We start from the raw sequence: 22,744 nt of genomic DNA, 5'->3' as shown, positions 1-22,744 counted from the left end.
CGAACTCAGTAGTGAAACGACGCATCGCCGATGGTAGTGTGGAGCTTCTCCATGTGAGAGTAGGTCATCGTCAAGCTTCTATAAGAAACCCCAGATCTCGACAGAGGTCTGGGGTTTCGTCTTTTCGGCCGCGAAATTCGAAGGCTAATGCACAGTGCGCCAGCCAGGCGGCCAGAGCGCACGCTGACCTGGGTATCGCTTCGCTCTACCGCAGGCTACGGAAGAAATAGCGGTATCGGAGCAGAGCCGGTTAGCGACGTAACACTCGGGTAATGTTTGTCGCTCAGATAATCGGTATAACTGTGCGTTGCTTTCAGGGTCTCATTTAGAATGGTTGGTATTTTCGAGAACTCCATCTATGCCCGAGTCGGCCGCTCAACAGTCATTAGCTGAAGTACCTCTGACGGAACTGGTCGCCTGCCACGAATGCGATCTGCTGATGCGTCGGCCTGTGATTAGCGATGGTGAGCGCGTCGAGTGCCCGCGCTGTGGCTATGAGCTTTACAGCCACCGCCCCCAAGTGATACGCCGGAGCCTGGCGCTGGTCTTGGCTGCATTGCTTCTCTACATACCGGCCAACTTCCTGCCCATCATGCAGATGACCATGCTTGGGCAGAGCTCCCACGACACGGTGTGGAGCGGTGTGCTGGGGTTGTATGACGCCGGCATGCAGAGCATCGCCGTAGTGGTGTTTCTGTGCAGCATGGCAGTTCCGCTGCTAAAGCTGCTATGCCAACTTTTGGTGCTGCTGAGTATCTGCCTGAAGGTCGGTCGGGGTTACGGGTTTCTGCTGTACCGCATTTATCACCATATGCGTGAATGGGGCATGCTCGAGGTCTACCTAATCGGCATTCTGGTTTCCATCGTCAAGCTAGCGGATATCGCCGAGTTGTCCGTTGGCTTCGGGCTGTTCTGCTTTATTGCGCTGCTCCTGGTGCAGGTCTGGCTTGAGGTGACCATGTCCCCTCATCAGATCTGGGAGTCCTTGGCCGGGGAGAACGCCCATGCGCGCCCTTGATGCCGGCCTGATCATCTGTCACGAGTGCCATCAGCTCAATCGCCATGAGCCCGAGCTCAAGCGGCAGTTCTGCTCCCGGTGTGGTGGGCGCATTCACGAGCGTCGGCCCAATAGCCTGGCCCGCACCTGGGCGCTGCTGATCACCGCGGCAATTCTCTATATTCCCGCGAACGTGCTGCCGATCATGACGGTCAATTCCTTCGGCAAAGGGGCGCCCGACACCATCATGTCCGGGGTGATCACGCTGGTCGACAATGGCATGCTGCCGATCGCCATCGTGGTGTTCGTCGCCAGCATTCTGGTGCCGACCTTCAAGCTGGTGGGCATCGGCCTTTTACTGTATTCGGTGCAACGACATCAGCCGATGTCGGCTCGCCAACGCATCTTGATGTACCGCTTCATCGAATGGATCGGACGCTGGTCCATGCTGGATATCTTCGTCATCGCCATTCTCGTGGCAGTGGTGCGGTTCGGCAGCCTGGCCAGCGTCGAACCGGGTGTGGGAGCGGTGGCTTTCGCCAGTGTGGTGATTCTCACCATGTTGGCAGCACTTACCTTCGACCCACGGTTGATTTGGGATAACACGGAATCGGATGACGACCATGAATGATCTGCCCACCGCCAGGACGCGTCCGGCCTCCAACTGGTCTGCCATATGGGTACTGCCGTTGATCGCGCTGCTGATCGGTGGCTGGCTGGCCTGGCGCGCCTATAGCGAAGCGGGCATCGAGATCCAAGTGGTGTTCGCCAGCGGCGAGGGCATTGAGGCTGGCAAGACCGAGGTGGTCTACAAGGGTATGTCGATCGGTAAGGTCACCAGCCTGACCCTGGACAAGAGTGACAAGCAGCGTGGGGTAATCGCCACGCTGGAGATGAACAAGGATATCGAGCCTCAGCTGCGTACCGGCACCCGCTTCTGGCTGGTCAAGCCGAGCGTTAGCCTGGCCGGTATCACTGGGTTGGAGACCCTGGTTTCCGGCAATTACATTGCCTTCAGCCCGGGCGCTGGTGAACCGGCCTATGACTTCCAGGCTCTGGCCCAGGCGCCACCTTTGTCCGATGAGCAACCCGGTTTGCACCTGACGCTGAAGGCCGAGCGGCTGGGCTCGTTGAACCGCGACAGCCCGGTGTTCTTCAAGCAGATCCAGGTAGGCCGTGTGAAGGATTACAAGCTCGCCGACGATCAGGCGTCGGTTGAGGTGAAGATATTCATCGAACCGGCCTATGCCCATCTGGTGCGCAAACACACGCGCTTCTGGAATGCCAGCGGGATCAGCGTCGACGCTGATTTCTCGGGGGTGAAAGTTCGTAGTGAGTCCCTGACCAGCCTCGTGGCTGGCGGCATTGCCTTCGCTACGCCGGAGCATCGCAAGGACAGTCCGCCAACCGATCCCAGCAAACCCTTCCGTCTTTATGAAGACTTCGATGCGGCCCAGGCCGGCATCAAGGCTGTGGTCAAACTCAGCGATTTCGAGGGCCTGCAGGCCGGGCGTACGCCGGTCATGTACAAGGGTATCCAGGCCGGTGTGCTAAAGACTCTCAAGGTCGATCCGGATCTGAAGAGTGCCACCGCCGAACTGGCCATGGACCCGATGGCCGAGGACTATCTGGTCGAAGGCAGCCAGTTCTGGGTGGTCAAACCGTCGATTTCCCTGGCCGGCATCACCGGGCTGGAGGCGCTGGTCAAGGGCAACTACATCGCCGTTCGCCCCGGTGAACTGGGCGGCCCGCCACGCCGTGATTTCGTCGCCCGAGCCAAGGCGCCGCCGCTGGATCTCGGTGCCGAAGGTCTGCATCTGGTGCTGTTCAGCGACACGCTCGGTTCGGTGGACGTCGGCAGCCCGATTCTTTACCGGCAGATGAAGGTCGGTTCGGTGCAGAGCTTCCAGCTCGCTCGCGATAACAAGCAGGTGGTGCTGGGCGTGCACATCGAGCCTGAATATGCCGGGTTGGTGAACCGTACCACGCGCTTCTGGAACGTCAGCGGCATCACCCTCAAGGGTGGTTTGTCCGGTATCGAGGTGAAGAGCGAGTCGCTGCAGACGCTGCTGTCTGGCGGCATCGCTTTCGAGACCGATGACCTCAAGGCGCCCGCCGATGCCAAGCGCGTGCAGCGCTTCAACCTTTACGCCGACCGCGAAGCGTCGCTCAAGAGCGGCGATGAGCTGAGCATTCGCGTGGAACGCGGTGACGGCCTCTCGCCTGGCACCGAGATTCGCTACAAGGGCCTGCAGGTTGGCAAGATCGAGCGGGTCGAACTGACCGGTGATTTGCAGGCGGTGATGCTGCATGGCCGTATCACCACCGCAGCACAGCAGGTGCTGCGGCCCGGCTCGCGCTTCTGGGTGGTCAAGCCCGAGATCGGCCTGACTGGCGCCGCCAACCTGGACACCCTGATTGGCGGGCAGTACATCGAGGTGCAGCCATCCAGCCAGGGCAGCGGCCGGCAGACCGACTTCGTGGCGCTCAAGCAGGCGCCCGAGCAGGTGGTCGAAGAACCGGGCCTGCGTCTGGTGCTCAGTGCGCCGCGCCGCGGCTCTCTGAAAGCGGGCTCGCCGGTGACCTACCGAGAGATTCAGGTCGGCAAGGTCACCGGCTACGAGCTCGGCGCCACGGCCGACCGGGTACTGATCCATATCCTTGTCGAGCCTCGTTATGCCGCGCTGGTGCACACCGGCACGCGCTTCTGGAACAGCTCCGGGTTCGGTGTGGACTTCGGCCTGTTCAAAGGCGTACAGGTGCGCACCGAGTCGGTGGAAACCCTGGTCGCTGGCGGCGTGGCCTTCGCTACACCCGAGCCGACCGGCAATGCCGCAGTACCAGGCCAGACCTTCGCATTGTTCGATGAGGCGCAGCCGGAGTGGTTGCAGTGGGCGCCGAAAATCGCCTTGCCCAAGTGAAGGCAGCTGCGCGTCGGCCCAGCGGCGTTAAAAGCGCTCGCTAGCTGTATGCAGAAACGAAAAGGCCCGCGTACTCCGCGGGCCTTTTGCGTTACAGGGATAGGATCACGCCAGTTCGGCTGCATCCTGTTCACTGCTGGCAGGCGTTGCAGCCTGCTCGCGGCGCTTGATGTATTTCCAGTCCGCTTCGTCGATGTAGATGCCGTTGGGGCCGCTGCCGCCTTCCAGGTCGATGGCCACGGTGGCCGAGACCTGAGGTTTCACCGAGGCGAGGATCGGTACGAAGCCGAGCTGCAGGCTGGTTTCGATCAGCGCCTGCTGGTTGCGCTCATCGATGTCCGCCGCCTCGTCAAGGTAGTAGGGCAGGCGCACTCGGCCAGCCAGGTCGCGGTCCATCAGGTGCAGCAGCAGGTACATGTTGGTCAGCGCCTTAATGGTCATCGTTGTGCCGTTGGAGGCGGCGCCGTCGATGTCGGTGTGAATCACCGGCTGGCCATGCACCTTGGTGATCTCGAAGGCCAGCTCGAACAGATCCTTGAGGCCCAGCTGGTTGCCGTTGGCGGCGACCAGGCGCGACAGATAATCCTTGGCTTCTTCGTTCTTGGCGTCCTGCTCGGCGTTCTGGGTCAGGTCGAACACCGACAGGGTTTCGCCTTCCTCGTACTGGCCGGCGCTGTGGATGATCTGGTCGATATGCCGCAGGGCTTCCTTGTTCGGTGCCAGCACGATGCGGAAACTCTGCAGGTTGGAGACCTGGCGCTTGTTGATCTCGCGGTTGAACAGTGCCAACTGGTGCTCGAGGTTGTCGTAGTCGCTGCGGATATTGCGCAGGGTACGGGCAATGTCGGTGACCGCTGCGCGGCGCGCCTTGGCGAGCGTCAGGGCTTCGTCCTGACGGTGCGCGTAGGCGTTGACCAACAGCTGCAGGCGGCGCTCCATGTCGTCTTCGCTGTCGAACTTGGCGACGCCCTTCAGGCGCACCTGGGCGTACAGCGCTTCGATCTGCCCGTCGATGCGCTGCAGCGCCTGCCAGGTGTCCTGGTAGTCGTTGAGCAGCGGCAGCAGGTTGTCCAGCGAATCGTCGACCGGTTCCATGTACGGCGTGCCGAACGGCAGGTCCGCGGGTAGCAGCTGGCGACGGCGCAGGGCGTCTTCCAGGGTGCGTTGCTTGGATTCCAGATCACCGATCTGCCGGCTGATCAGCTGCAGCTTGGCGGAGATCTGCTGCACACGTTCGGTAAAGGCGTCACTGGCGCGCTTGAGCTCGTCCTGAGCGGCTTCCAGCTGGGCGAGTTTCTCCAGCTTGCCTGCCTCCTCGGCGGCCAGGGTCTGGCTCTTGCGGAAGTCTTCCAGGGCCTTCTGGGCATCCAGTACCGCCTGGTACAGCTGCTCGGCCTGGGCCTTGCTGGCGGCGCGGTCGGCGGCGACCGATTGCTGGGTCTTGAGCTGCTTGAGCTCGCGGTCGAGACGATCCTTCTGGTCGCGCAGGGCTGCGCGGTCGGCCAGGGCCTGCAGGGCCGGCGGCTCGATATGGGACAGGTCGATATCCAGGCCGGGCACCTGGAAGCGCTCGCCCTTGAAGCCGTCGAGGATGGCTTCCAGGGATTTCACCCACAGGTCGCCCTCGTCGAGCTGGATGCCTTTCTCGCCTAGCGGCAGGCTGAACAGCTGACCGTTGAACAGACGCATCAGGCGATCGACATCGGCCTGGGAGAACTCTTCGCGCAGGCGCGAGTAGCTGTTGTTGTCGGCGTGGTCGAGCTGCTGCTTGACCGACTTGAGGCGTTTTTCCAGGTCGCGCAGGCGCTCATCCAGGTCTTCGCTGGAGAACTGACGGGACTGCGCCAGGGCGCCAGCCAGTTCGTCGTGGGCGTCCTTGGCGGCCAGCAGCTGGGCTTCCAGGACTTTGACGTCGTCGACCAGGGCAAAGCGGTTCTTCAGTACCGCCAGCTCGCCCAGCCAGCGCTGGATCTCGCTGATCTCGCGCTCCATGCGCATCAGTTCCTGGGTACCGCCGCGCTGATCGTTCTGCAGGCTGTCTTGCTCGTTGCGGTAGTGCTCGGCCTGGATGACCAGTTCTTCCTTGCGGGCATCGGCGTAGTCGTGCCAGGTGCCCAGCAGGTTGTCGAGCAGCGGCGACAGGCGATGCAGCTTGCCGCGCAGTTGTTCGCGCTGGGTGACGCCGGATGCCAGGGCTTCGATCAAGGGGCCGGCAGTGACCAGGGCCTGGTAGTCCTGCTCCATGCGGCGCACGTCGCGGAAGGCTTCCTCGGTGGCGGCGATGTAATCGACGCTGCCCGAACGCAGGCTGTGCTCGAAGGCATCGAGGAACAACTGCTTGAGCTTCGCTGCGGTGATCTCGCGCATATGCAGGAGGTTGATGAACAGGGCGCGGAAGGTCTTCAGGCTCTGCTCGCTGGTCGAGCGCAGCGGGATCAGGGTCAGGTCCAGCGGGATGCTGGTGTGGCCGCCGACCAGCAGGCGACGCAGTTCGTCGGGCTTGAGCTCGTAGGCGGTGATGCCAGCCTGGCCGAGGTTCTTGAACAGCTCGCGTTGGCGCAGACAGGTGCCGTTGTGCTGGTAGTGATCCAGGTCCAGCTCGCCCTGGTAGGCGAAGAACTGGTGGCCGAAACCGCCGCCCGGGCCGCGACCGGCCACGCCGATCACATGGGGGCCGTGGGGCAGGGCGACTTCGACGAGGATGTAACTGGTGTCGGTGGCGAAGTAGAACTTGCGCGACTGCTCCAGGCTGTACTTGCCGAAGCTCATGTCCGACATCCGCGCCAGGATCGGGAACTGCAGCGCGTTGATCGACGCCGACTTGCCGAGGTTGTTTGCGCCGTACACCGACAGCGGGTTCTCCAGCGGGAACAGGCCGAGGCTGTAGCCGGCGGTGTTGAGCAGGGCGAAGCGGCGGATGCCGTAGCGTTCCTGGGTCATGCGTCTTGCTCCTGTGCGGCGCGCTCTTCGGCCATGGCGCGGGCCATGGCGTCTTCTTCGGATTCTTCTGCAGCGTCGTCGAGGGTGATGATCGGGTCACCACTGTCGTCGTCTATCAGCACCGGTGCCGGCAGCGGCAGGTCGGTACTGTGCAGGCTGGCGGCCAGGTCGCGGTCGTGCTGCACCGCCAGGCATACGTCGAGGAAGCGGTGCATCGGCGGCAGGAAGCGGTACACGCCGTTGCTGTCTTCGGCGAAGCCAAGCTGGGTTAGGCGGCGGATGACCTTGTCTTCGAGCTCTTCATGGGTAGTGACTTCGGCCTGCAGGAACAGGTCGCGGTACTTGTCGAGCAGTGCCGGCAGCTCGTCGCGGCCGATGGTGCCGCCGTCGAGCACGGAGAGTGGGTCACGCCCCTGGTCGGCCAAATGCTCGACCAGGATGAAGGTGAACAGCGCCAGGCGCTGGGCGGTCTTGTTGACCTGGGGCGCGGCCTGCTCGGGCACGAAGTAATAGAAGCCACGCGGGTCGCAGACCAGCTCGAAGCCCAAGGCGCGAAACAGTGCGCGATACTGATCCTGCATGCTGGACAGCTGGGCGTAGCACTCGGGCTCGCTGCGCGAGATGTGGTAACCCTTGAACAGGTCGCGGAACGCGGCCGCTAGCTGGGTCATTTCTTTCAGGTCGATATTCATAGGTGATGCTCTTTGGCAGTTGCAGCCGTGGCTGCAACTGAAACGATTGGGCGGCCAATGGTGGACAGAAGAAGGCGTTGGCTGCGCGCCCCGGTCCACCCTACGCGGTACTCAGCCATTGGGACGGCCCACCAGGGCATAGGAGCTGATGCTGATTTCGTGCTCGCGGGTCAGGTAGGTCTGGCGCTCCAGGCGGTCACGCTGGAAGCGCGACTCGCGCGACAGGCGCGAGAACCAGTACAGCAGCTCGTCGGTGGCGCCTTCGGGCTCCTGCTCCAGCAGCCAGGTCATCAGATCCGGCAGTGGCAGCGACTGCTCGCAACGGTCGATCATCTCCCGGGCGGTTTTCGGCGCACGCGGGTTGTCCCCCTTGCGCTTGCCGGTGGCTTTCGGGAAGTGGTTGGGCTTGGCCTCGAAGCGCGCCAGGGCATAGACGTAGGCCTCGACCTGGGATGCGCTGCCCAGGAAGTTGCTCTGCGGTCGGGTGAACAGCGGCATGGCGGCCTGCGGCACGGCGTCGATGCCTTTCTTGCGGATTACCGACAGGGCCAGCGCCGCACCACGGGTCACGGCGTTGTGGCGACGGGCTTCCTCGCGCAGCGGCAGCAGCAGTTCGCGGGCCTTGCGCAGGGTCAGCTGGGCGCTGGTCTGCATTTCCAGAATGCGTGCGTGGGTGCGCAGCAGCAGATCGTCGTCGACCAGTTGGCCGAGGCGCTGCTGTTCGCCAAGCAGCTTGAGCAGCACCTGCTCGACGCGGCGTACACCTTGCTCGAAGGCGCCATCGGCGGCGACCAGCTGGATCATCGGCTCGACGTACTCGTCCCAGGTGGCGAGCACTTCGGCGTAACGCTGGCGCAGGGGAATCTGCCGGTCGCTGGTCTTGGCCCGCTCGGCCACGCCGATCAGCGCCTGCTCGTCGTTATTGAGCTTTTTCAACACATCGCGCACGCGCATGTCGAGCAGGCGCAGCTGGCGGGCCAGGTCGTTGCCGTCGCGCACTTCGAAGGCGTCCTGGATGTAGCCGGCCAGGCGCTCGAGGTGACGCAGGTAGGCTTCGATCTCCAGGCACAGGCCAAGGCGGTGCTCACGGCGCAGGTACGACAGGAAGTCGTGGATCTGCGCGTTGAGCTCGAAGCGGTTGGGGCTCTTGGCCACCGGCACCAGGATGTCCAGGCGGATCCACTGGTCGAGCAGGGCGGTGACATCCACCGCCGTGCTTTGCGGTGGTAACTGGGCAGTCAGCTGGTTGCGCAGCTCCACCAGGCTCAGGGTGCCGGCATCGAAGCGTTCACCGAGCGGTTCGAGCAGGGCCCAGTGCTCGGCGAGGGCGCGCAATACGCGTTTGGGGTCGATCATCGCGGGACGGTCGCTCGCTTGCGAAAAAACGCCGATTGTACGGGAAACGGAGCCTGACCTTTAAGGGCAGCGACACATTGTCATGTACCGGTCACGCCGGGCGGGCATGCTCGGCGGCAGTCGGGCCGGGCAACGCGTCGAAATACCCCGATATGGACAAAATATGCTCAACGGCCTTTCGATCTGTGGCCGTTGTCGGCACAATTCGCGTCCGCTTTTTTCAGGAGGCTGGCGGGCTCCTGTTGGCCGACCTTTATTACGGACTGCGCAATGATCAAAACGCCGTACTACCTCATCGACAAACAGAAGCTGTTGGGCAACATGGAGAAGATCGCCTACGTGCGCGAACACTCCGGTGCCAAGGCGCTGCTGGCCCTCAAATGCTTCGCCACCTGGTCGGTCTTCGACCTGATGCAGCAATACATGGACGGCACCACCTCCAGCTCGCTGTACGAGCTCAAGCTCGGCCGCCAGAAGTTCGCTGGCGAAACCCATGCCTACAGCGTGGCCTGGGCCGATGACGAGATCGAGGAGATGCTCGCCAACTGCGACAAGATCATCTTCAACTCCATCGGCCAGCTCGAGCGTTTCACTGAGGCGTCCGAAGGCAAGGTGCGCGGTTTGCGCGTCAACCCGCAGGTCAGCAGCTCCGATTACCTGCTGGCCGACCCGGCGCGCCCGTTCAGCCGCCTGGGCGAGTGGGACCCGGAAAAGATCGAAGCGGTGATCGATCAGATCTCCGGTTTCATGTTCCACAACAACTGCGAGAACGGCGACTTCGGCCTGTTCGACAAGATGTTGAGCCACATCGAAGAGCGCTTCGGCCACCTGCTGCACAAGGTCGAGTGGGTCAGCCTCGGTGGCGGCATTCACTTCACCGGCGAAGGCTATGCGCTGGACGCCTTCTGCGCGCGCCTGAAAGCCTTCTCCGAGAAGTACGGCGTGCAGGTCTATCTGGAGCCGGGTGAAGCGGCCATCACCGGCAGCGCCTCGCTGGAAGTCACCGTGCTCGACACCCTCTACAACGGCAAGCACCTGGCCGTGGTGGACAGCTCCATCGAAGCGCACATGCTCGACCTGCTGATCTACCGCCTCAACGCCAAGCTGGCGCCCAGCGAGGGTGAGCACACCTACATGGTGTGCGGCAAATCCTGTCTGGCCGGCGATATCTTCGGCGAATACCAGTTCGAGAAACCGCTGCAGATCGGCGACCGCCTGTCGTTCGTCGACGCGGCTGGTTACACCATGGTCAAGAAGAACTGGTTCAACGGCCTGAAGATGCCCGCCATCGTGGTCAAGCAGCTCGACGGCAGCGTCGAGGTGGTTCGTGAATTCGGCTTCGACGATTACCTGTCGAGCCTGTCGTAATACCGCAGCACCTTTCTCAACGAGCGCAGTACCCTGGAGGTGAAACAATTGAAGAAGAACGTCCTTATCATTGGTGCAGGAGGTGTCGCCAAGGTGGTGGCCCACAAGTGCGCGCAGCACAACGACGAACTCGGTCGTATTGCCATCGCGTCACGGAACATCTCCAAATGCCAGGCCATCATCGACAGCGTAAAGGCCAAGGGTAGCCTCAAGGTACCCGCCGACATCCAGGCCTTCTCGCTCAATGCACTGGATATCGAGGCGACCAAGGCGCTGATCCGCGAGACCGAATCGCAGATCGTCATCAACGTCGGTTCCGCCTTTCTCAACATGTCGGTGCTGCGTGCCTGCATCGATACCGGCGTGGCCTACCTGGACACCGCCATTCACGAAGAACCGGGCAAGATCTGCGAAACCCCGCCCTGGTATGGCAACTACGAGTGGAAACACCTCGAGGAATGCCAGCAGAAGAACATCACGGCCATTCTCGGCGTCGGTTTCGACCCGGGTGTGGTCAACGCCTATGCGGCCCTGGCTCAGCAACAGCATTTCGACAAGATCGAGTCGATCGACATCCTCGACGTCAATGCCGGCAGCCACGGCAAGTATTTCGCGACCAATTTCGACCCGGAAATCAATTTCCGCGAGTTCACCGGCACCGTCTACAGCTGGCAGAACAGCCAGTGGACGAGCAACCGCATGTTCGAGGTCAAGCGTACCGATGACCTGCCGGTTGTAGGTTCCCAGAACCTGTATCTGACCGGCCACGATGAAGTGCACTCGATCTCCAAGAACCTGGACGTGCCCAACGTGCGCTTCTGGATGAGCTTCGGCGAGCACTACATCAACGTGTTCACCGTGCTGAACAACCTTGGCCTGCTCAGCGAGCAGCCAGTGAAGACCGCTGAAGGCCTGGAAGTTGTGCCGCTGAAAGTGGTCAAGGCCGTGCTGCCGGATCCGGCTTCCCTGGCACCGGGCTACACCGGCAAGACCTGCATCGGTGACCTGGTCAAGGGCACCAAGGATGGCAAGGCCCGCGAAGTGTTCATCTACAACGTGGCCGACCACGAAGAAGCCTTCGCCGAGACCGACAGCCAGGGCATTTCCTACACCGCCGGCGTGCCGCCAGTCGCCGCCGCGCTGCTGGTCGCCCGTGGCGAGTGGGATGCAGGGCGCATGGTCAACGTCGAAGAGCTGCCGGCCGAGCCGTTCCTCAAGGCGTTGGACGTGATGGGCCTGCCGACTCGAATTAAAGACGAGCACGGTGATCGCCCGTGGGATCAGTCGTTGTAAGACTGGCCTACGCAGTCGCTGCATGAAAAAAGGATCGCCGAGGCGATCCTTTTTTCGTTTCAGGCCGCCTGTGCTGTCAGACCGTCACCACGCCGAGCAGCACCGCGGCTGCCAGCATGATCAGGCTGATGCCCCAGGCCCACAGCACGGTGTAGCGGATGTGCTTGTACAGCTCGACGCCGGCCAGGCCGATGGCCAGGTACACGCTGGGCACTACCGGGCTGACGCCGAAGCCGGTGTTCTCGCCGATCAGCATGGCGTTGGCCACGGCGGCCGGATCGACACCGGCGGCTACCGCCACATCGCGGATTACCGGCAGCAGGGCGAAGTAGTAGGCGTCCGGCGAGAACAGCATGCCCAGCGGTACGCCGAAGGCGCCGATGATCACATGAATCCAGTTGGCCGAGCCCTCGGGCAGGATGTTGATCATCCAGTGTGCCATGCCGTCGGACATGCCGGCGCCGGCCAGCACGCCGAGTAGGATGCCGGCGGCGAGCATCACCAGGGCCATCTGCATGGCGTCCGTGGCGTGAGCGCGCAGTGCCTTGTTCTGGTCGTCAAGGCTGGGGTAGTTGAGCAGCAGGGCGATGCCCAGGCCGACCATGAAACAGGCGAACAGCGGGAAGGCGCCGGTGAACAGGCAGACCAGAATGCTGGCGGTCAACGCCAGGTTGGCCCAATAGCGCCAGTTGCTGGTGGGTAGCATTTGCGAGGTGTCGACCTGCGGCGCGTCGGCCGGAGCGCTGTCGATGGCTGCAGCGCCGTTGGCCGCGAAGCTGCGTTGCGCGCGCAGGCCGAGAAACACCGCCAGGCTCATGACCAGCACCAGGCCGACCGCCTGGATGGGAATCAGCGAGATCCACAGTTGCGAGGCGTCGATACCGGTCACCGCCGAAGCGCGTGCGGTGGTACCGCCCCAGGGCACCATGTTCATCACCCCGGCGCTGAGCACCACCAGGCACAGCAGCATCTGCCGGTTCATGCCCAGGCGCAGGTACAGCGGCAACAGGGCGGGTATCACCAGCAGAAAGGTCGCGGCACCGATGCCGTCCAGGTGGGTGACCGAGGTCACTGCCACGGTGACGATGGCCACGGAAAGCGGGCGGCCCTTGGTGCTTTTCAGCAGAAAGCGCACCAGCGGATCGAACAGCCCGCGGTCACGCATGATGCCGAAATACAGAATGGCGAAGATGAACAGCGTGGCGGTCGGCGCCACGGTCTTCAGGCCTTCGGTGATGAATTTGCCGATTTCGCCAAGGCCGAAGCCGGCCATCAGGCAGGCGATGACCGGCAGGGTGACGAAGGCGACCAGCGGGGTGATGCGGCGCATCAGAATCAGGATGACGATGGCGAACATCAGGGTGAAGCCGAGGGCGGTGATCATGACGATCTCTCCGGTTTTATTATTGTCTGGAGTCGCAGGGCTGGCAGCGTGGGCGCTAGGACGGAGCCGGCAGCCTCAGGTCGAGCAGCGCGTAGCTCAGGCTCTTGCCGTGGCGGTCGATGCCGGGGCTGGCATTCACGCCGCCTTCCAGAGCGTTTTCCACCACGAAGTTGAGGCCGCCCAGGTTCGGCAGCTCGAAACGGCGCACCGTGCCGATGCGGCGGTGGGCCAGGCAGCCGGCCACCCGCTCGACGGTCACTTCACGGGCCAGCCAGGCGTAATGCTCGGGGTCGTAAGCGAACACGGCCACACTGAGAATGTTGCCCTTGTCGCCCGCGCGGGCGTGGGCGTAGTCGCACAGCAGAACTTCGTTCATCAGAACCACTCCACCTGTTGCCGCACCGCGGTGCGGGGGATCAGGAAACTCGCCGTGCCGATGGATTCGGTCAGATGCTGGCGCACGCCGCCACCGCCGGCGGGGCCGTTGGTGTAGAGCGATTCGGCGTCGAACAGCAGGTTTTCCAGCAGCGCCTTGTCACGGTCGACGAAGCTGATGCGCAGGCGCACGTCCTGCGGGTCCTGGGCGCTGGCCAGACGCTGTTCAAGCCAATGGCCGCGGGCGTCGTTGAACAGGCTGGCGACGCCGATCAGGTCGATCCACGGCGTCAGCTGCGGCGCCAGGCGCGCGCAGCGCTGCAGCAGCACGTCGCGGGCCAGTGCTGCGCGAGCCAGGGCGCCGGGGCCGGCGTAGGAAATCTCCGCTTCGGCGAACCAGTTACCGCGCAGGCCGATCAGCCCCTTGAGTTCGGCCGGGCGCGCATGACCCTGTATGCCCTCGACCTCGACCAAATCAGGGCCAACCTGGCGTACGCGGGCCTGGCTAAGGTCCAGGGTCACGTCCGGGGTCAGGTAGGCAGCCGGATCGTGAACTTCATAGAGCAACTGCTCCTTGACCGTGCGCTCGGTGACGCAGCCGCCGGTGCCGGCGGCCTTGCCGATGGTCACCCGGCCATCGGCCTCGATGCTGGCGATCGGGCAGCCGACATTGGCCAGGTCCGGCACATCCTTGAGGCCCGGGTGGGCAAAGTAGCCGCCGCTGACCTGGGTGCAGCATTCGAGCAAATGACCAACAGCGGTGGCCAGGGCGATGCGATCCCAGTCGTCGGCCTGCCAGCCGAAGGCGTGGCGCAAGGGGCCGACCGCCAGGCTTGGGTCAGCGACGCGGCCGCAGAGCACGATATCGGCACCTCCATCCAGCGCCTGCACGATGCCGTCGGCGCCGGTGTAGACGTTGACCGACACTACCTCGCCGTCGAGCGACTCGGGCAGCCAGCGCTGCACGGCGTCGCGGGAATCGAGCAGGTCGTCGCCCAGCACGCAGGCGATGCGCGCGGAGGCGAAGCGCCCGCCCTGCAGCTGCTGGCGCAGACGGCGGGCGGCCGCACTGGGATTGGCGGCGCCGCCATTGGTGATGATCGGGATGCCGGCGGCCAGGCAGGTTTCCAGCACCGGCTCGAGAAAGTCGAACAGCCGGCTGGCATAGCCGCTGTCGGGGTTGCCTAGGCGGCGCAATTGCGCTTCGGCCAGGGTGCGCTCGGCAAGCAGTTCGAAGAACAGGAAGCGCCGGCCGTCGCGTGCGGCGAGGTCATTGGCCAGGGCCAGAGCGGCATCGGGCCGATCATTGGCGAAGCCTGCCCCGCAACCGATATGGACTGTTGTCATCGTTATGATCCAGGTCGAGGTCTGCCGGCAGGGTGCGACTTCCTGATTTAGTTGTGAATTCGAAATGTGATATCAATTGATAAAATAATTCTATAAAAGCGCCCGCCATGGATATCAGCTTCCGCCAGCTTCAGGCCTTCGTGCTTATCGCCGAGCAGCGCAGCTTCAGCCGCGCCGCCGAACAGATCCATCTGTCCCAGCCGGCGCTGAGCTACAGCCTGCGCAAGCTGGAAGAGGCCTTGGGCCTCTCGCTGTTCGCCCGCAACACCCGTAGTGTGGAGCTGACCGAAGCCGGCGTGCGCTTTCTCGAGCAGGCCCGGCGCCTGCTGCGCGACATGCACCACGCGGTGCACGACGCCCATGAGCAGTTGCATCTGCAAAGTGGTTCGCTGCGCATCGGCGTGCTGCCGTCGGTGGCCATCGAGCCGTTGCCGCGGGTGCTGGTCGACTACCGACAGCGTTATCCGGGCATCGAGATCAGCCTGCGCGATGGCCGCGCCGGAGAGATCCGCCAGTGGGTGAGCAACGCCGAAGTGGACTTCGCCATCACTTCGGTGGCCGATGAGCCGGGCGTACTGGATTTCCAGCCGCTCTACGACGACAGCCTGGTGCTGCTGGTGCATGGCCTGAGCCGCTTGCGCGGCAAGAAGCTGCTGTCAGCACTGCAATCGCTCGACTACGTTGCCACCACCCGCGACACCAGCCTGCGCACTATGGCCGATGAGACCCTGGCACGCATGGGCTTGCTGCGCGAGCCGGCATTCGAGGTCGCCTACATGAGCAGTGCCGCTGCGCTGGCGCGGGCGGGGCTGGGTTATGCGTTGCTGCCGGCCAGCGTGGCGGACACCTTCAATGGCGATGGCAGCCTGTCCGTACATCCGTTGCCGATGGCGCCGGCCCGTGGCATTGGCGTGCTGCAACGCAAACCCTGCTACCTGAGCCCGCCGGCCCAGGCTTTCGTCAGCCTGCTCAAGCAGCAGGCCGAAGCCATTGGCCTGTAGCTACGGCTGACGTTTGGGGCTACCCGTGGCAGGCGATTCACGCGACAATCAGCGCCCTCGAAAATCGATGTGCCGGGTACCTGACGTTTGAACACCGAGCTGCGCCGCCGCGCCTATCTGGATGCCATGCAAGTGGCCAGTTGGCTGCCGCGCGTCGAACTGCCATTCGCGGCGCCGTCGCGGCCCGAGCTGCTGGTCGCCTTCGAGCCGGAAGTCGAGATCGTCGTCGAGAAACCGGCGGTGCAGGTCGAGGTAACTGCGCCGGCCGCGCAACCTGCCGCCGGCGAAGTCGTCACCCGCGAACGCCCGCGCATCGAAATGCCCAAGCCGGGCTCGGGGAGCAAAACCGACGAGCCAGCCGCTGAACAAACCAGCGCCGCACCGGCACCGCGCGAGCGGCCAGCCCCGCCACCGCGTTTCGCCCTGCAGTTGCTGCGCGCCGGCAGCTGCGCGCTGCTGGTCGAGCTGCCCACCGGCGAGCCGTTCCAGAGCCGCGATCCGGCTTACCTGCTGCTCAAGGACCTGCTGCGCGCCGCTGGCCTGCCGGATGCCCCGCAGATCATCGGCGAGCCGGTGCGCTGGCCGCTACTGGTGCGAGGCAACATGGATCAGGGGCCGCAGGCCGCGCTGGATTTCGTGCAGAGCTTTATCGGTGCGCGGTTGGAAGAGCAGGAGCCCTGCGCCTGCCTGTGGCTGATCGGCCTGCCCGCAATTCGCTTCGCTGGCGATGCCGATGCGGAAGCCTACAACCGCGAACTGCAGGTCGAGGAACTGGGCGCCGCCTGGGCACTGCCGGGCCTGGAGCTGCTGATGGACGAGCCTGAGCGCAAACGCGATTTGTGGCACGCCATGCAGCGCGTCCGGCGGCGCTGGCTGGAGGCCTCGGTATGAGTGACGCGATCAGCTTCCGCCGGGCCACCGAGGCGGATATCGATGCGGTGCTGAAGATCGAATACGCCGCTTTCAGCCATCCATGGACGCGCGGCATCTTTCTCGACAGCCTGAAATCCTACGAAGTCTGGCTGATGTTCGAGGGCAGCCAGCAGGTCGGCCACGGGGTGATCAACGTGATCATCGACGAGGCGCATCTGCTGAACATTACCGTCAAACCGGAAAGCCAGGGCCGCGGCCTGGGCCTGCGCCTGCTCGAACACCTGATGGCCCGTGCCGCCGAGCTCAAGGCAGGGGAGTGCTTTCTGGAAGTACGCTCCAGCAACCAGGCGGCGTACCGTTTGTACGAGCGTTACGGTTTCAACGAGATTGGCCGTCGGCGCGATTACTACCCGGCGCCGGGCGGTCGTGAAGACGCGCTGGTGATGGCTTGCACGCTGGTGGAGTGAGCTAGCGGCGCGCCCAGCGCCGTTCCCGACGCTCTTCCTCAACCTGGCTCAGATCGTACTTATCCAGGAATTCCTGAGATTGCTCTTCCCCTTCAGGCTGACCCGCCTGTTTCGTCTCATCGGCCGGCCGAGCGGTTTTTGGCGCAGCGGCCTGGCCCGGTTTGCGTGGCACCAACGGCTCCACCACATCGCGCAGAATCGGCGGCTCGGCCGGTTGCTCGGTGGCCGCTGGGCGGCTGACAGGTGGTTGCTTGTCGGTCATGACGAACTCCGGATCAGTCATTGGCTCTAGCCAATGGACGACCGCAGGCCAGGAAGATTCAGCGTTTCGGTCATTAACCCGCTATTGCGTGAGCTTGTTCGGCGCGCGAATCGCCTTGTCAAAAAGGCCGATGCATCCGTATGGTGCGCATCGACCTTTCTCGGGAGCCGCCGCCGTGAGCGATCTCAAGCACCTGTTCGACAACAATGAGCGCTGGGCCGAAAACATCACCCAGAATGACCCGGACTTCTTTCCCCGCCTGGCCCGCCAGCAAACCCCGGAGTACCTGTGGATCGGCTGTTCGGATGCCCGCGTGCCGGCCAACGACATCGTCGGCCTGCTACCCGGCGAGTTGTTCGTGCACCGTAATGTAGCCAACGTGGTGCTGCACACCGATCTTAATTGTCTGTCGGTGATCCAGTACGCGGTCGATGTACTCAAGGTCAAACATATTCTGGTCACCGGCCACTACGGTTGCGGCGGCGTGCGCGCAGCCATGCACGATGCGCAGTTCGGCCTGATCGATGGCTGGTTGCGCAATATCCGCGACCTCTATTACGAGCAGCATGCGCACCTGGCCGCGTTATCCGACGAGGAAGCGCGAGTCGACCGCCTATGCGAGCTGAACGTGATGAAGCAGGTCGGCAACGTCAGCCGTACCAGCATCGTCCAGAACGCCTGGCACCGCGGCCAGCAATTGTCGGTACACGGTTGCATCTACGGCCTCAAGGATGGCCGCTGGAAGGATCTCGACGTCACCGTCAGCGCTGCCGATCAATTGCCAGAGCAGTATCGCCTGCGCCCACCGCAGACATGAGTGTGGGTAAACCTTCGCGTCAGCTGGCGATTGCCGGTGTGCTGATGGCGGTGCTGTGCTGGGCGGGCAATGCCCTGGTAGCCCGCGCTTTCGCTGGCGAGATTCCACCCTTCGCCCTGGCCTTCTGGCGCTGGAGTCTGGCGCTGGTTCTGATCCTGCCGTTCGTGGCATTACCGCTGTGGCGTCAGCGCACGGCGCTGCGCCATGCCGGCTGGCGCCTGATTGTGATCGCCGCCTTCGGCATCGCTGGTTACAACACCTTTCTGTACAGCGCGGCGCAGACCACCGCGGCGATCAACATCACCCTGGTCAACACCTGCATTCCGCTGATGACCTTCATCTTCGCCGGGCTGCTGCTCGGCGACTGGCCGGCGCGACGCGCCTGGTGGGGCATGGCGCTGGCGGTATGCGGGCTGCTGGTGCTGATCTGTCGCGGCGACTGGCAGACGCTGGCAGGCATGGCCTTCAATCATGGCGACCTGATCATGCTGCTGGCGGTGCTCGACTGGGCGCTTTATACCGTGCTGCTCAGGCGCTGGTCCAAATACCTGGCCCCGATTCCGCCGCTGGCGCTGCTGGGCATCTTCATGCTCCTGGGCGTGCCGATGATCCTGCCGTTGTATCTGTACGAGCTGTCCACCGGCGCCCAGCTGCTGGCCACGCCAGCCAATCTCTCGGCCATCGCCTACACGGCAGTGTTCGCCTCGCTGGTCGCTTATCTCGGCTGGAACAATGGTGTGAAGGTGTTGGGCGCCTCGACCGCGGCGATGGGTAACTACCTGATGCCGGTGTTCACCGCGATTCTCGGCTGGATCCTTCTGGGCGAAGCACTGCAGCTGTTCCACTGGTTCGGCGGGGCGATGATCTTCGCCGGGCTGCTGCTGGCCACCTTGCCGAAGCGCTTGCAACGGGCGACGGCCTGAGCCGATTGGCGGCTGCCATCCCACGTGTTGCAGTAGGCTGGCAGCAATTACCACGGGCGCTATAGGGCTAATTTGCCTGAGCGGAAAACTTTCGCGCAGCCACAGGGGTCTATGCCGATGGCTGGCGTTGGCGACTTGTGCTGATGCCGTAACGGGCATGAAGGCGATTCAGTTGCTAGTGTTATGCCGTCTGCAGAAGGATGAATTGTGAGTTAATGGATTACTCGCATGTCGCTCTCCACCGAAAAACTGCCTCCGTGCACAGGCTGACGGCCCGTTATCCGTTGCTTTGTGGTGTCTGCTGGCGCGCCATCGTGCTGGCCACGCTGGTGCTCGGGCTCAGCGGCTGCATGCATAATCAGGCCAATGGTCCCTTTTCCAGCAACAGCATCGCGGCCAGCCCAGGCGAGTTGTTCCAGACCCACTCCGACCGCATGGCCACCATCGGCATGCGCAACAACCTCAACAGCTTGTACCGGCTGATGGACAAGCTCTACCAGCGCAACCCACGGGAGTGGCAAAAGACCGGTCTGGCTAGCCGCCAAGCGGCGGTACTGGCAGTGCGGCAATCCATCGAGCAGGGCAGACCGCCACCAGCATTGGCCGGCCGACAGGACATCGCCGCCCTCAGCTATGCGCTGGGCCCGGAATTCGAGGGGGATAGAGTCGGCGCCTTCATCTACGCCATCGGCAGCATGGTAGTCACCGCCCACGGCGGGCGCACCGAGTTCTATATCACCGACACCATCGACGCGCAGTTCGTGCACAACGCGGCACGTAACATCGAAAAGGCTACCTGGCTGCTGGGCACCCGGCGTGATGTCCAGGGTAACCCGCTGCTGTTATCCAACGAGTTGTCCGAGAACGGCCGCAACCTGAGCTTCGCCGTGGAGTTCGGCAAGATAGTCGCCCGTCTGGATTACCTGAGCGATGTGCTCGACGAGCGCTATCGGCGTATCGGCGTCAACTACGCCCACAGCCTGCTGTTCCTGAATTTCCTACCGGTGCAATAGGCGCCCCTGGCGAGCGCCATCGTCTTGGAATCTATTCACGAGCCTTCGGCTCGACTACAGCGCTTTGAATGCAGAAAGGCGAGAGCCGACGTAGATCTCTGCTGATGTTGTAGGAGGGGCCGGGCGGCGATCCGCTTTAGCCGCGAGCTCTTTGTCGGCCTTGATAAAAAGCTCGGGGCTGAAGCCCCTCCTACGAGATCGCTGGATGTCCGCTTCTGCCTTGTCACAGCCTCTTCATGCTGGCCAAAAAGATCGTGAACAGGCTCTTACACCTTGCGTACGAACTCGGACTTGAGCTTCATCGCGCCGATGCCGTCGATCTTGCAGTCGATATCGTGATCGCCGTCGACCAGGCGGATGCCCTTGACCTTGGTGCCGACCTTGACCACCAGCGAGGAGCCCTTGACCTTCAGGTCCTTGATCACGGTGATGGTGTCGCCATCCTGCAGTACATTGCCGACCGAGTCCTTGATCACCTTGGTGTCATCACCCGCCGCCTCGTTGTCGGTGGCCGACCACTCGTGGGCGCATTCCGGGCAGACCAGATTGGTGCCGTCTTCGTAGGTGTATTCGGAGTTGCAGGCGGGGCAGGGTGGCAGCGTGCTCACGGGAAATCCTTCTGAGGCCGTGGAGAAAAAGGCCGCAGATTATATAGGGTTTTACACGCCGCCGGGGATTGCTGTCAGGCGTCCGGTAAAACGGCTTCGGCCTCGATCTCGATCAGCCATTCGGGCTCCGACAAGCCGGCGACCACCACCCAGGAGGTAGCGGGCGGCTGTTCGGGAAAGAAGCTGCGCAGCGCATCGACGATATATGCCTGCTCGTCACGGGCCTGGGCGACGATGTAGATGCGCAGCATCAGCACGTGCTGCAGGCTGCCGCCGGCGGCCTCGAGAATCCTGCGTACGTTGTGCAGCGCCGCGTGGGTCTGGCTGGCCAGATCGGTGCCGACAAGCCGTTCGTGCTCGTCCACGCCGACCGCCCGGACAGATGAATTCGCTGTCCGCCCTGGCTTATCACCGCCTGGCTGAAACCATACTGCAGGGTGTTGAAGACCGAATCAGGGTTGAGGGTGTGCCTGTGCATCGATGCGTCCTTGATCGGTAACGGCCCGGCAGTCTAGCGTTGCAGCCGCAGGGCGGCAGGTCGAGACTGTTGCACCGTTTGTGCGTTGTGGTGCGGATAACCCGAACTCATGGCGGCTTCGCTGCCTCCAAAAGACTGTGGTGACTCGGTCCGGGCCGGGCGCTGCACCTGCCGATGATTAACGGGTCATGCTGTTTGGCCCGCCATAGCCAGTGGAGGCGCCATGTTTTTCCCCCAGTTGCCGGGTGTCAGCCTGTTTACAGTGCTGAAGAAAACCGTCACCGACTTCATCGACGACGAGCTGCCCACCTATGCCTCGGCCCTGGCATTTCAGATGTTCTTCTCGTTGTTTCCCTTCCTGCTGTTTCTGGTAGCGCTGATCAGCCTCCTAGATCTGCAGCCGTTCTTCGACTGGCTGCGCCAGCAGGCCGAGCTGCTGCTGCCGCTCTCCACGGTGGAGCTGGTCAACCCGGTCATTGATCAGTTGCAGACGCAGAAGGCCGGGCTGTTCTCCATCGGTATCGTGGTGGCGCTGTGGACAGCGTCCTCGGCGGTGCGCTCGACCATGGATGCGATGAACAAGGCCTACGGCGTCAAGGAAGGGCGCAAGCCCTGGAAGCGCATCCCGCTGTCGCTGCTATACACCATCGGTATCGCCGCGGCGCTGCTGACCGCTGCGGCGCTGATGGTGCTCGGGCCGCAGGTGATGAACTGGCTGGCGCATCAGCTCGGTATCGAGCAGGTCGTGGTCACCCTGTGGAATTTGTTGCGCCTGCCTGTAGCGGTGTTTCTGCTGATGATCGTGGTGGCGGTGGTGTATTACGTGGCGCCTGATGTGGAGCAGCGTTTTCGCTTCATCACCCCCGGCTCGGTACTGGCAGTGGTGGTGTGGATCGCCGCCTCAGTGGCCTTCGCCTACTACGCGCAGAACTTCGCCAACTACAACGCCACCTACGGCAGCATCGGCGCGATCATCATCTTTCTGCTTTACCTGCACATTTCCTGCGCTGTATTGCTGTTTGGCGCCGAGCTCAATGCGGTGATCGAGCATTTCTCTCAAGAAGGCAAGGAGCCCGGCGACAAGGAAATTCTCCCGGAAAACGAACCCTCTACCTGACCGCGGATTGCTCCGGCGGCCAGTTCAGCAGGCCGCTGTCGCTGAAACGCTGGGTGCCGAACAGGCCGTCGGCGAGCTTGCCGCGCAACTGATAGGGCAGGCTCTGCCCGGGCTGGTAGTTGCTGGCGCCCCACGCCTGGCGCAGCACCGAGTAGGCGGAAATGGTCACCGGTACGCTGATGACCGTCTCGCCAAAGCGCGGCACCTGGCCGCGCTGGTTGCTGACGCCGCGAGCCAGCGGCTGATCGTTGATATCCAAGGCAAGTGAAATACCGTTGAAGTCGATGGCGCTTTCGTTCGGGTTCTGTACCCGCAGCTTCACCGCGAAGCGCGCTTCGAGCCCCTCAGACGGCAGCGGTTCCAGACCCACTAGATCGATATGCAGCGGGTCACGTGAAGCCCAGGACGCGCAGCCGGCCAGGGTGGCGATCAGCAGCAGGGTGCATAGGTGACGCAGGCGCATGGCAATTCTCCGGTAGCTGAATCCTGCAGTTGTGACCGCGCCCGTGCCT

At 63.2% G+C, this 22,744-nt stretch carries 21 protein-coding genes and 1 pseudogene; 12 read left to right on the top strand and 10 right to left on the bottom strand.

What is annotated here, in order from left to right; translation table 11 throughout:
- Window positions 1–358: 358 nt before the first annotated feature.
- From FB481_RS14190 to FB481_RS14180, 3 genes are read left to right on the top strand one after another with little or no spacing between them, the layout of a single operon-like run.
- Window positions 359–1,018 (top strand): paraquat-inducible protein A, encoded by a 660-nt coding sequence (locus FB481_RS14190; protein ID WP_147176807.1) that lies wholly within the window; start codon window positions 359–361, stop codon window positions 1,016–1,018.
- Window positions 1,005–1,628, top strand: coding sequence for a paraquat-inducible protein A (locus tag FB481_RS14185; RefSeq protein ID WP_147176806.1), 624 nt, complete (start codon window positions 1,005–1,007; stop codon window positions 1,626–1,628). Before FB481_RS14190 ends, FB481_RS14185 begins: the two co-directional genes overlap by 14 nt.
- Window positions 1,621–3,918: a PqiB family protein gene (locus tag FB481_RS14180; RefSeq protein WP_147176805.1), complete on the top strand. Its 2,298-nt coding sequence runs from the start codon at window positions 1,621–1,623 to the stop codon at window positions 3,916–3,918. The genes FB481_RS14185 and FB481_RS14180 overlap by 8 nt, the downstream gene beginning before the upstream one ends.
- 105 nt (window positions 3,919–4,023) lie before the next feature.
- Here the strand turns inward: FB481_RS14180 and mksF are convergent, their stop codons facing one another.
- From mksF to mksB, 3 genes are all read right to left on the bottom strand, one after another.
- Window positions 4,024–6,858 carry an Mks condensin complex protein MksF gene (mksF, locus tag FB481_RS14175; protein ID WP_147176804.1) on the bottom strand — a complete coding sequence of 945 codons (2,835 nt, stop codon included), beginning with the start codon at window positions 6,856–6,858 and terminating at the stop codon, window positions 4,024–4,026.
- Window positions 6,855–7,550: an Mks condensin complex protein MksE gene (gene mksE, locus FB481_RS14170; protein WP_027909041.1), complete on the bottom strand. Its 696-nt coding sequence runs from the start codon at window positions 7,548–7,550 to the stop codon at window positions 6,855–6,857. The genes mksF and mksE overlap by 4 nt, the downstream gene beginning before the upstream one ends.
- A gap of 111 nt (window positions 7,551–7,661) precedes the next feature.
- Window positions 7,662–8,906, bottom strand: coding sequence for an Mks condensin complex protein MksB (mksB, locus tag FB481_RS14165; protein WP_093505594.1), 1,245 nt, complete (start codon window positions 8,904–8,906; stop codon window positions 7,662–7,664).
- A 270-nt stretch (window positions 8,907–9,176) separates the two neighbouring features.
- On the opposite strand from mksB, the gene FB481_RS14160 reads away from it, so the two are divergent.
- A complete protein-coding gene (locus FB481_RS14160; RefSeq protein ID WP_147176803.1) occupies window positions 9,177–10,274 on the top strand; it encodes a carboxynorspermidine decarboxylase in 1,098 nt (365 codons plus the stop codon).
- 48 nt (window positions 10,275–10,322) lie between these two features.
- On the top strand, window positions 10,323–11,567 hold the full coding sequence (locus FB481_RS14155) for a saccharopine dehydrogenase family protein (protein ID WP_027906075.1): 1,245 nt from the start codon (window positions 10,323–10,325) through the stop codon (window positions 11,565–11,567).
- A gap of 76 nt (window positions 11,568–11,643) precedes the next feature.
- Here FB481_RS14155 and FB481_RS14150 read toward each other — a convergent pair whose 3' ends face one another.
- Genes FB481_RS14150 through FB481_RS14140 form a run of 3 tightly spaced genes read right to left on the bottom strand, consistent with a single transcriptional unit; the run spans window position 11,644 to window position 14,673 of the window.
- A complete protein-coding gene (locus FB481_RS14150; RefSeq protein WP_147176802.1) occupies window positions 11,644–12,951 on the bottom strand; it encodes a CitMHS family transporter in 1,308 nt (435 codons plus the stop codon).
- 55 nt (window positions 12,952–13,006) lie between these two features.
- Complete coding sequence (locus tag FB481_RS14145) at window positions 13,007–13,327, bottom strand: hypothetical protein (RefSeq protein ID WP_147176801.1); 321 nt, start codon at window positions 13,325–13,327, stop codon at window positions 13,007–13,009.
- Window positions 13,327–14,673, bottom strand: coding sequence for an acyclic terpene utilization AtuA family protein (locus FB481_RS14140; RefSeq protein ID WP_147176800.1), 1,347 nt, complete (start codon window positions 14,671–14,673; stop codon window positions 13,327–13,329). Before FB481_RS14140 ends, FB481_RS14145 begins: the two co-directional genes overlap by 1 nt.
- 107 nt (window positions 14,674–14,780) lie before the next feature.
- On the opposite strand from FB481_RS14140, the gene FB481_RS14135 reads away from it, so the two are divergent.
- The 3 genes from FB481_RS14135 to rimI all read left to right on the top strand — a co-directional run bounded on the left by FB481_RS14135 (window position 14,781) and on the right by rimI (window position 17,014).
- Window positions 14,781–15,674, top strand: coding sequence for a LysR family transcriptional regulator (locus FB481_RS14135; RefSeq protein ID WP_147176799.1), 894 nt, complete (start codon window positions 14,781–14,783; stop codon window positions 15,672–15,674).
- A gap of 87 nt (window positions 15,675–15,761) precedes the next feature.
- Window positions 15,762–16,565, top strand: coding sequence for an energy transducer TonB (locus FB481_RS14130; protein WP_147176798.1), 804 nt, complete (start codon window positions 15,762–15,764; stop codon window positions 16,563–16,565).
- Window positions 16,562–17,014, top strand: coding sequence for a ribosomal protein S18-alanine N-acetyltransferase (gene rimI, locus FB481_RS14125; RefSeq protein WP_013789993.1), 453 nt, complete (start codon window positions 16,562–16,564; stop codon window positions 17,012–17,014). Before FB481_RS14130 ends, rimI begins: the two co-directional genes overlap by 4 nt.
- Window position 17,015: 1 nt before the next feature.
- Here the strand turns inward: rimI and FB481_RS14120 are convergent, their stop codons facing one another.
- On the bottom strand, window positions 17,016–17,276 hold the full coding sequence (locus tag FB481_RS14120) for a hypothetical protein (RefSeq protein WP_147176797.1): 261 nt from the start codon (window positions 17,274–17,276) through the stop codon (window positions 17,016–17,018).
- A 175-nt stretch (window positions 17,277–17,451) separates the two neighbouring features.
- On the opposite strand from FB481_RS14120, the gene can reads away from it, so the two are divergent.
- The 3 genes from can to FB481_RS14105 all read left to right on the top strand — a co-directional run bounded on the left by can (window position 17,452) and on the right by FB481_RS14105 (window position 20,029).
- A complete protein-coding gene (can, locus tag FB481_RS14115) occupies window positions 17,452–18,093 on the top strand; it encodes a carbonate dehydratase (RefSeq protein ID WP_147176796.1) in 642 nt (213 codons plus the stop codon).
- Between the two features lie 2 nt (window positions 18,094–18,095).
- A complete protein-coding gene (locus FB481_RS14110; protein WP_256662750.1) occupies window positions 18,096–19,016 on the top strand; it encodes a DMT family transporter in 921 nt (306 codons plus the stop codon).
- A gap of 215 nt (window positions 19,017–19,231) precedes the next feature.
- Window positions 19,232–20,029 (top strand): hypothetical protein, encoded by a 798-nt coding sequence (locus tag FB481_RS14105; protein WP_147176794.1) that lies wholly within the window; start codon window positions 19,232–19,234, stop codon window positions 20,027–20,029.
- Between the two features lie 266 nt (window positions 20,030–20,295).
- Here the strand turns inward: FB481_RS14105 and FB481_RS14100 are convergent, their stop codons facing one another.
- Both FB481_RS14100 and FB481_RS14095 read right to left on the bottom strand, forming a co-directional pair.
- The gene (locus FB481_RS14100) at window positions 20,296–20,637 is read right to left on the bottom strand and encodes a zinc ribbon domain-containing protein YjdM (protein ID WP_093505610.1); all 342 of its coding nucleotides are present in this window, start codon (window positions 20,635–20,637) and stop codon (window positions 20,296–20,298) included.
- Between the two features lie 74 nt (window positions 20,638–20,711).
- A pseudogene (locus FB481_RS14095) lies at window positions 20,712–21,115 on the bottom strand (RidA family protein).
- A 223-nt stretch (window positions 21,116–21,338) separates the two neighbouring features.
- On the opposite strand from FB481_RS14095, the gene FB481_RS14090 reads away from it, so the two are divergent.
- Window positions 21,339–22,232: a YihY/virulence factor BrkB family protein gene (locus FB481_RS14090; protein ID WP_147176793.1), complete on the top strand. Its 894-nt coding sequence runs from the start codon at window positions 21,339–21,341 to the stop codon at window positions 22,230–22,232.
- On the opposite strand, the gene FB481_RS14085 is transcribed toward FB481_RS14090, so the two are convergent.
- Window positions 22,225–22,695: an LEA type 2 family protein gene (locus tag FB481_RS14085; protein WP_147176792.1), complete on the bottom strand. Its 471-nt coding sequence runs from the start codon at window positions 22,693–22,695 to the stop codon at window positions 22,225–22,227. The genes FB481_RS14090 and FB481_RS14085 overlap by 8 nt on opposite strands.
- Window positions 22,696–22,744: the final 49 nt, after the last annotated feature.

It is taken from the genome of Pseudomonas sp. AG1028 (genome assembly GCF_007993955.1).
GTDB classification, from domain to species: Bacteria; Pseudomonadota; Gammaproteobacteria; order Pseudomonadales; family Pseudomonadaceae; genus Aquipseudomonas; species Aquipseudomonas straminea.
This window is presented reverse-complemented; position numbering and strand designations above follow the sequence as displayed.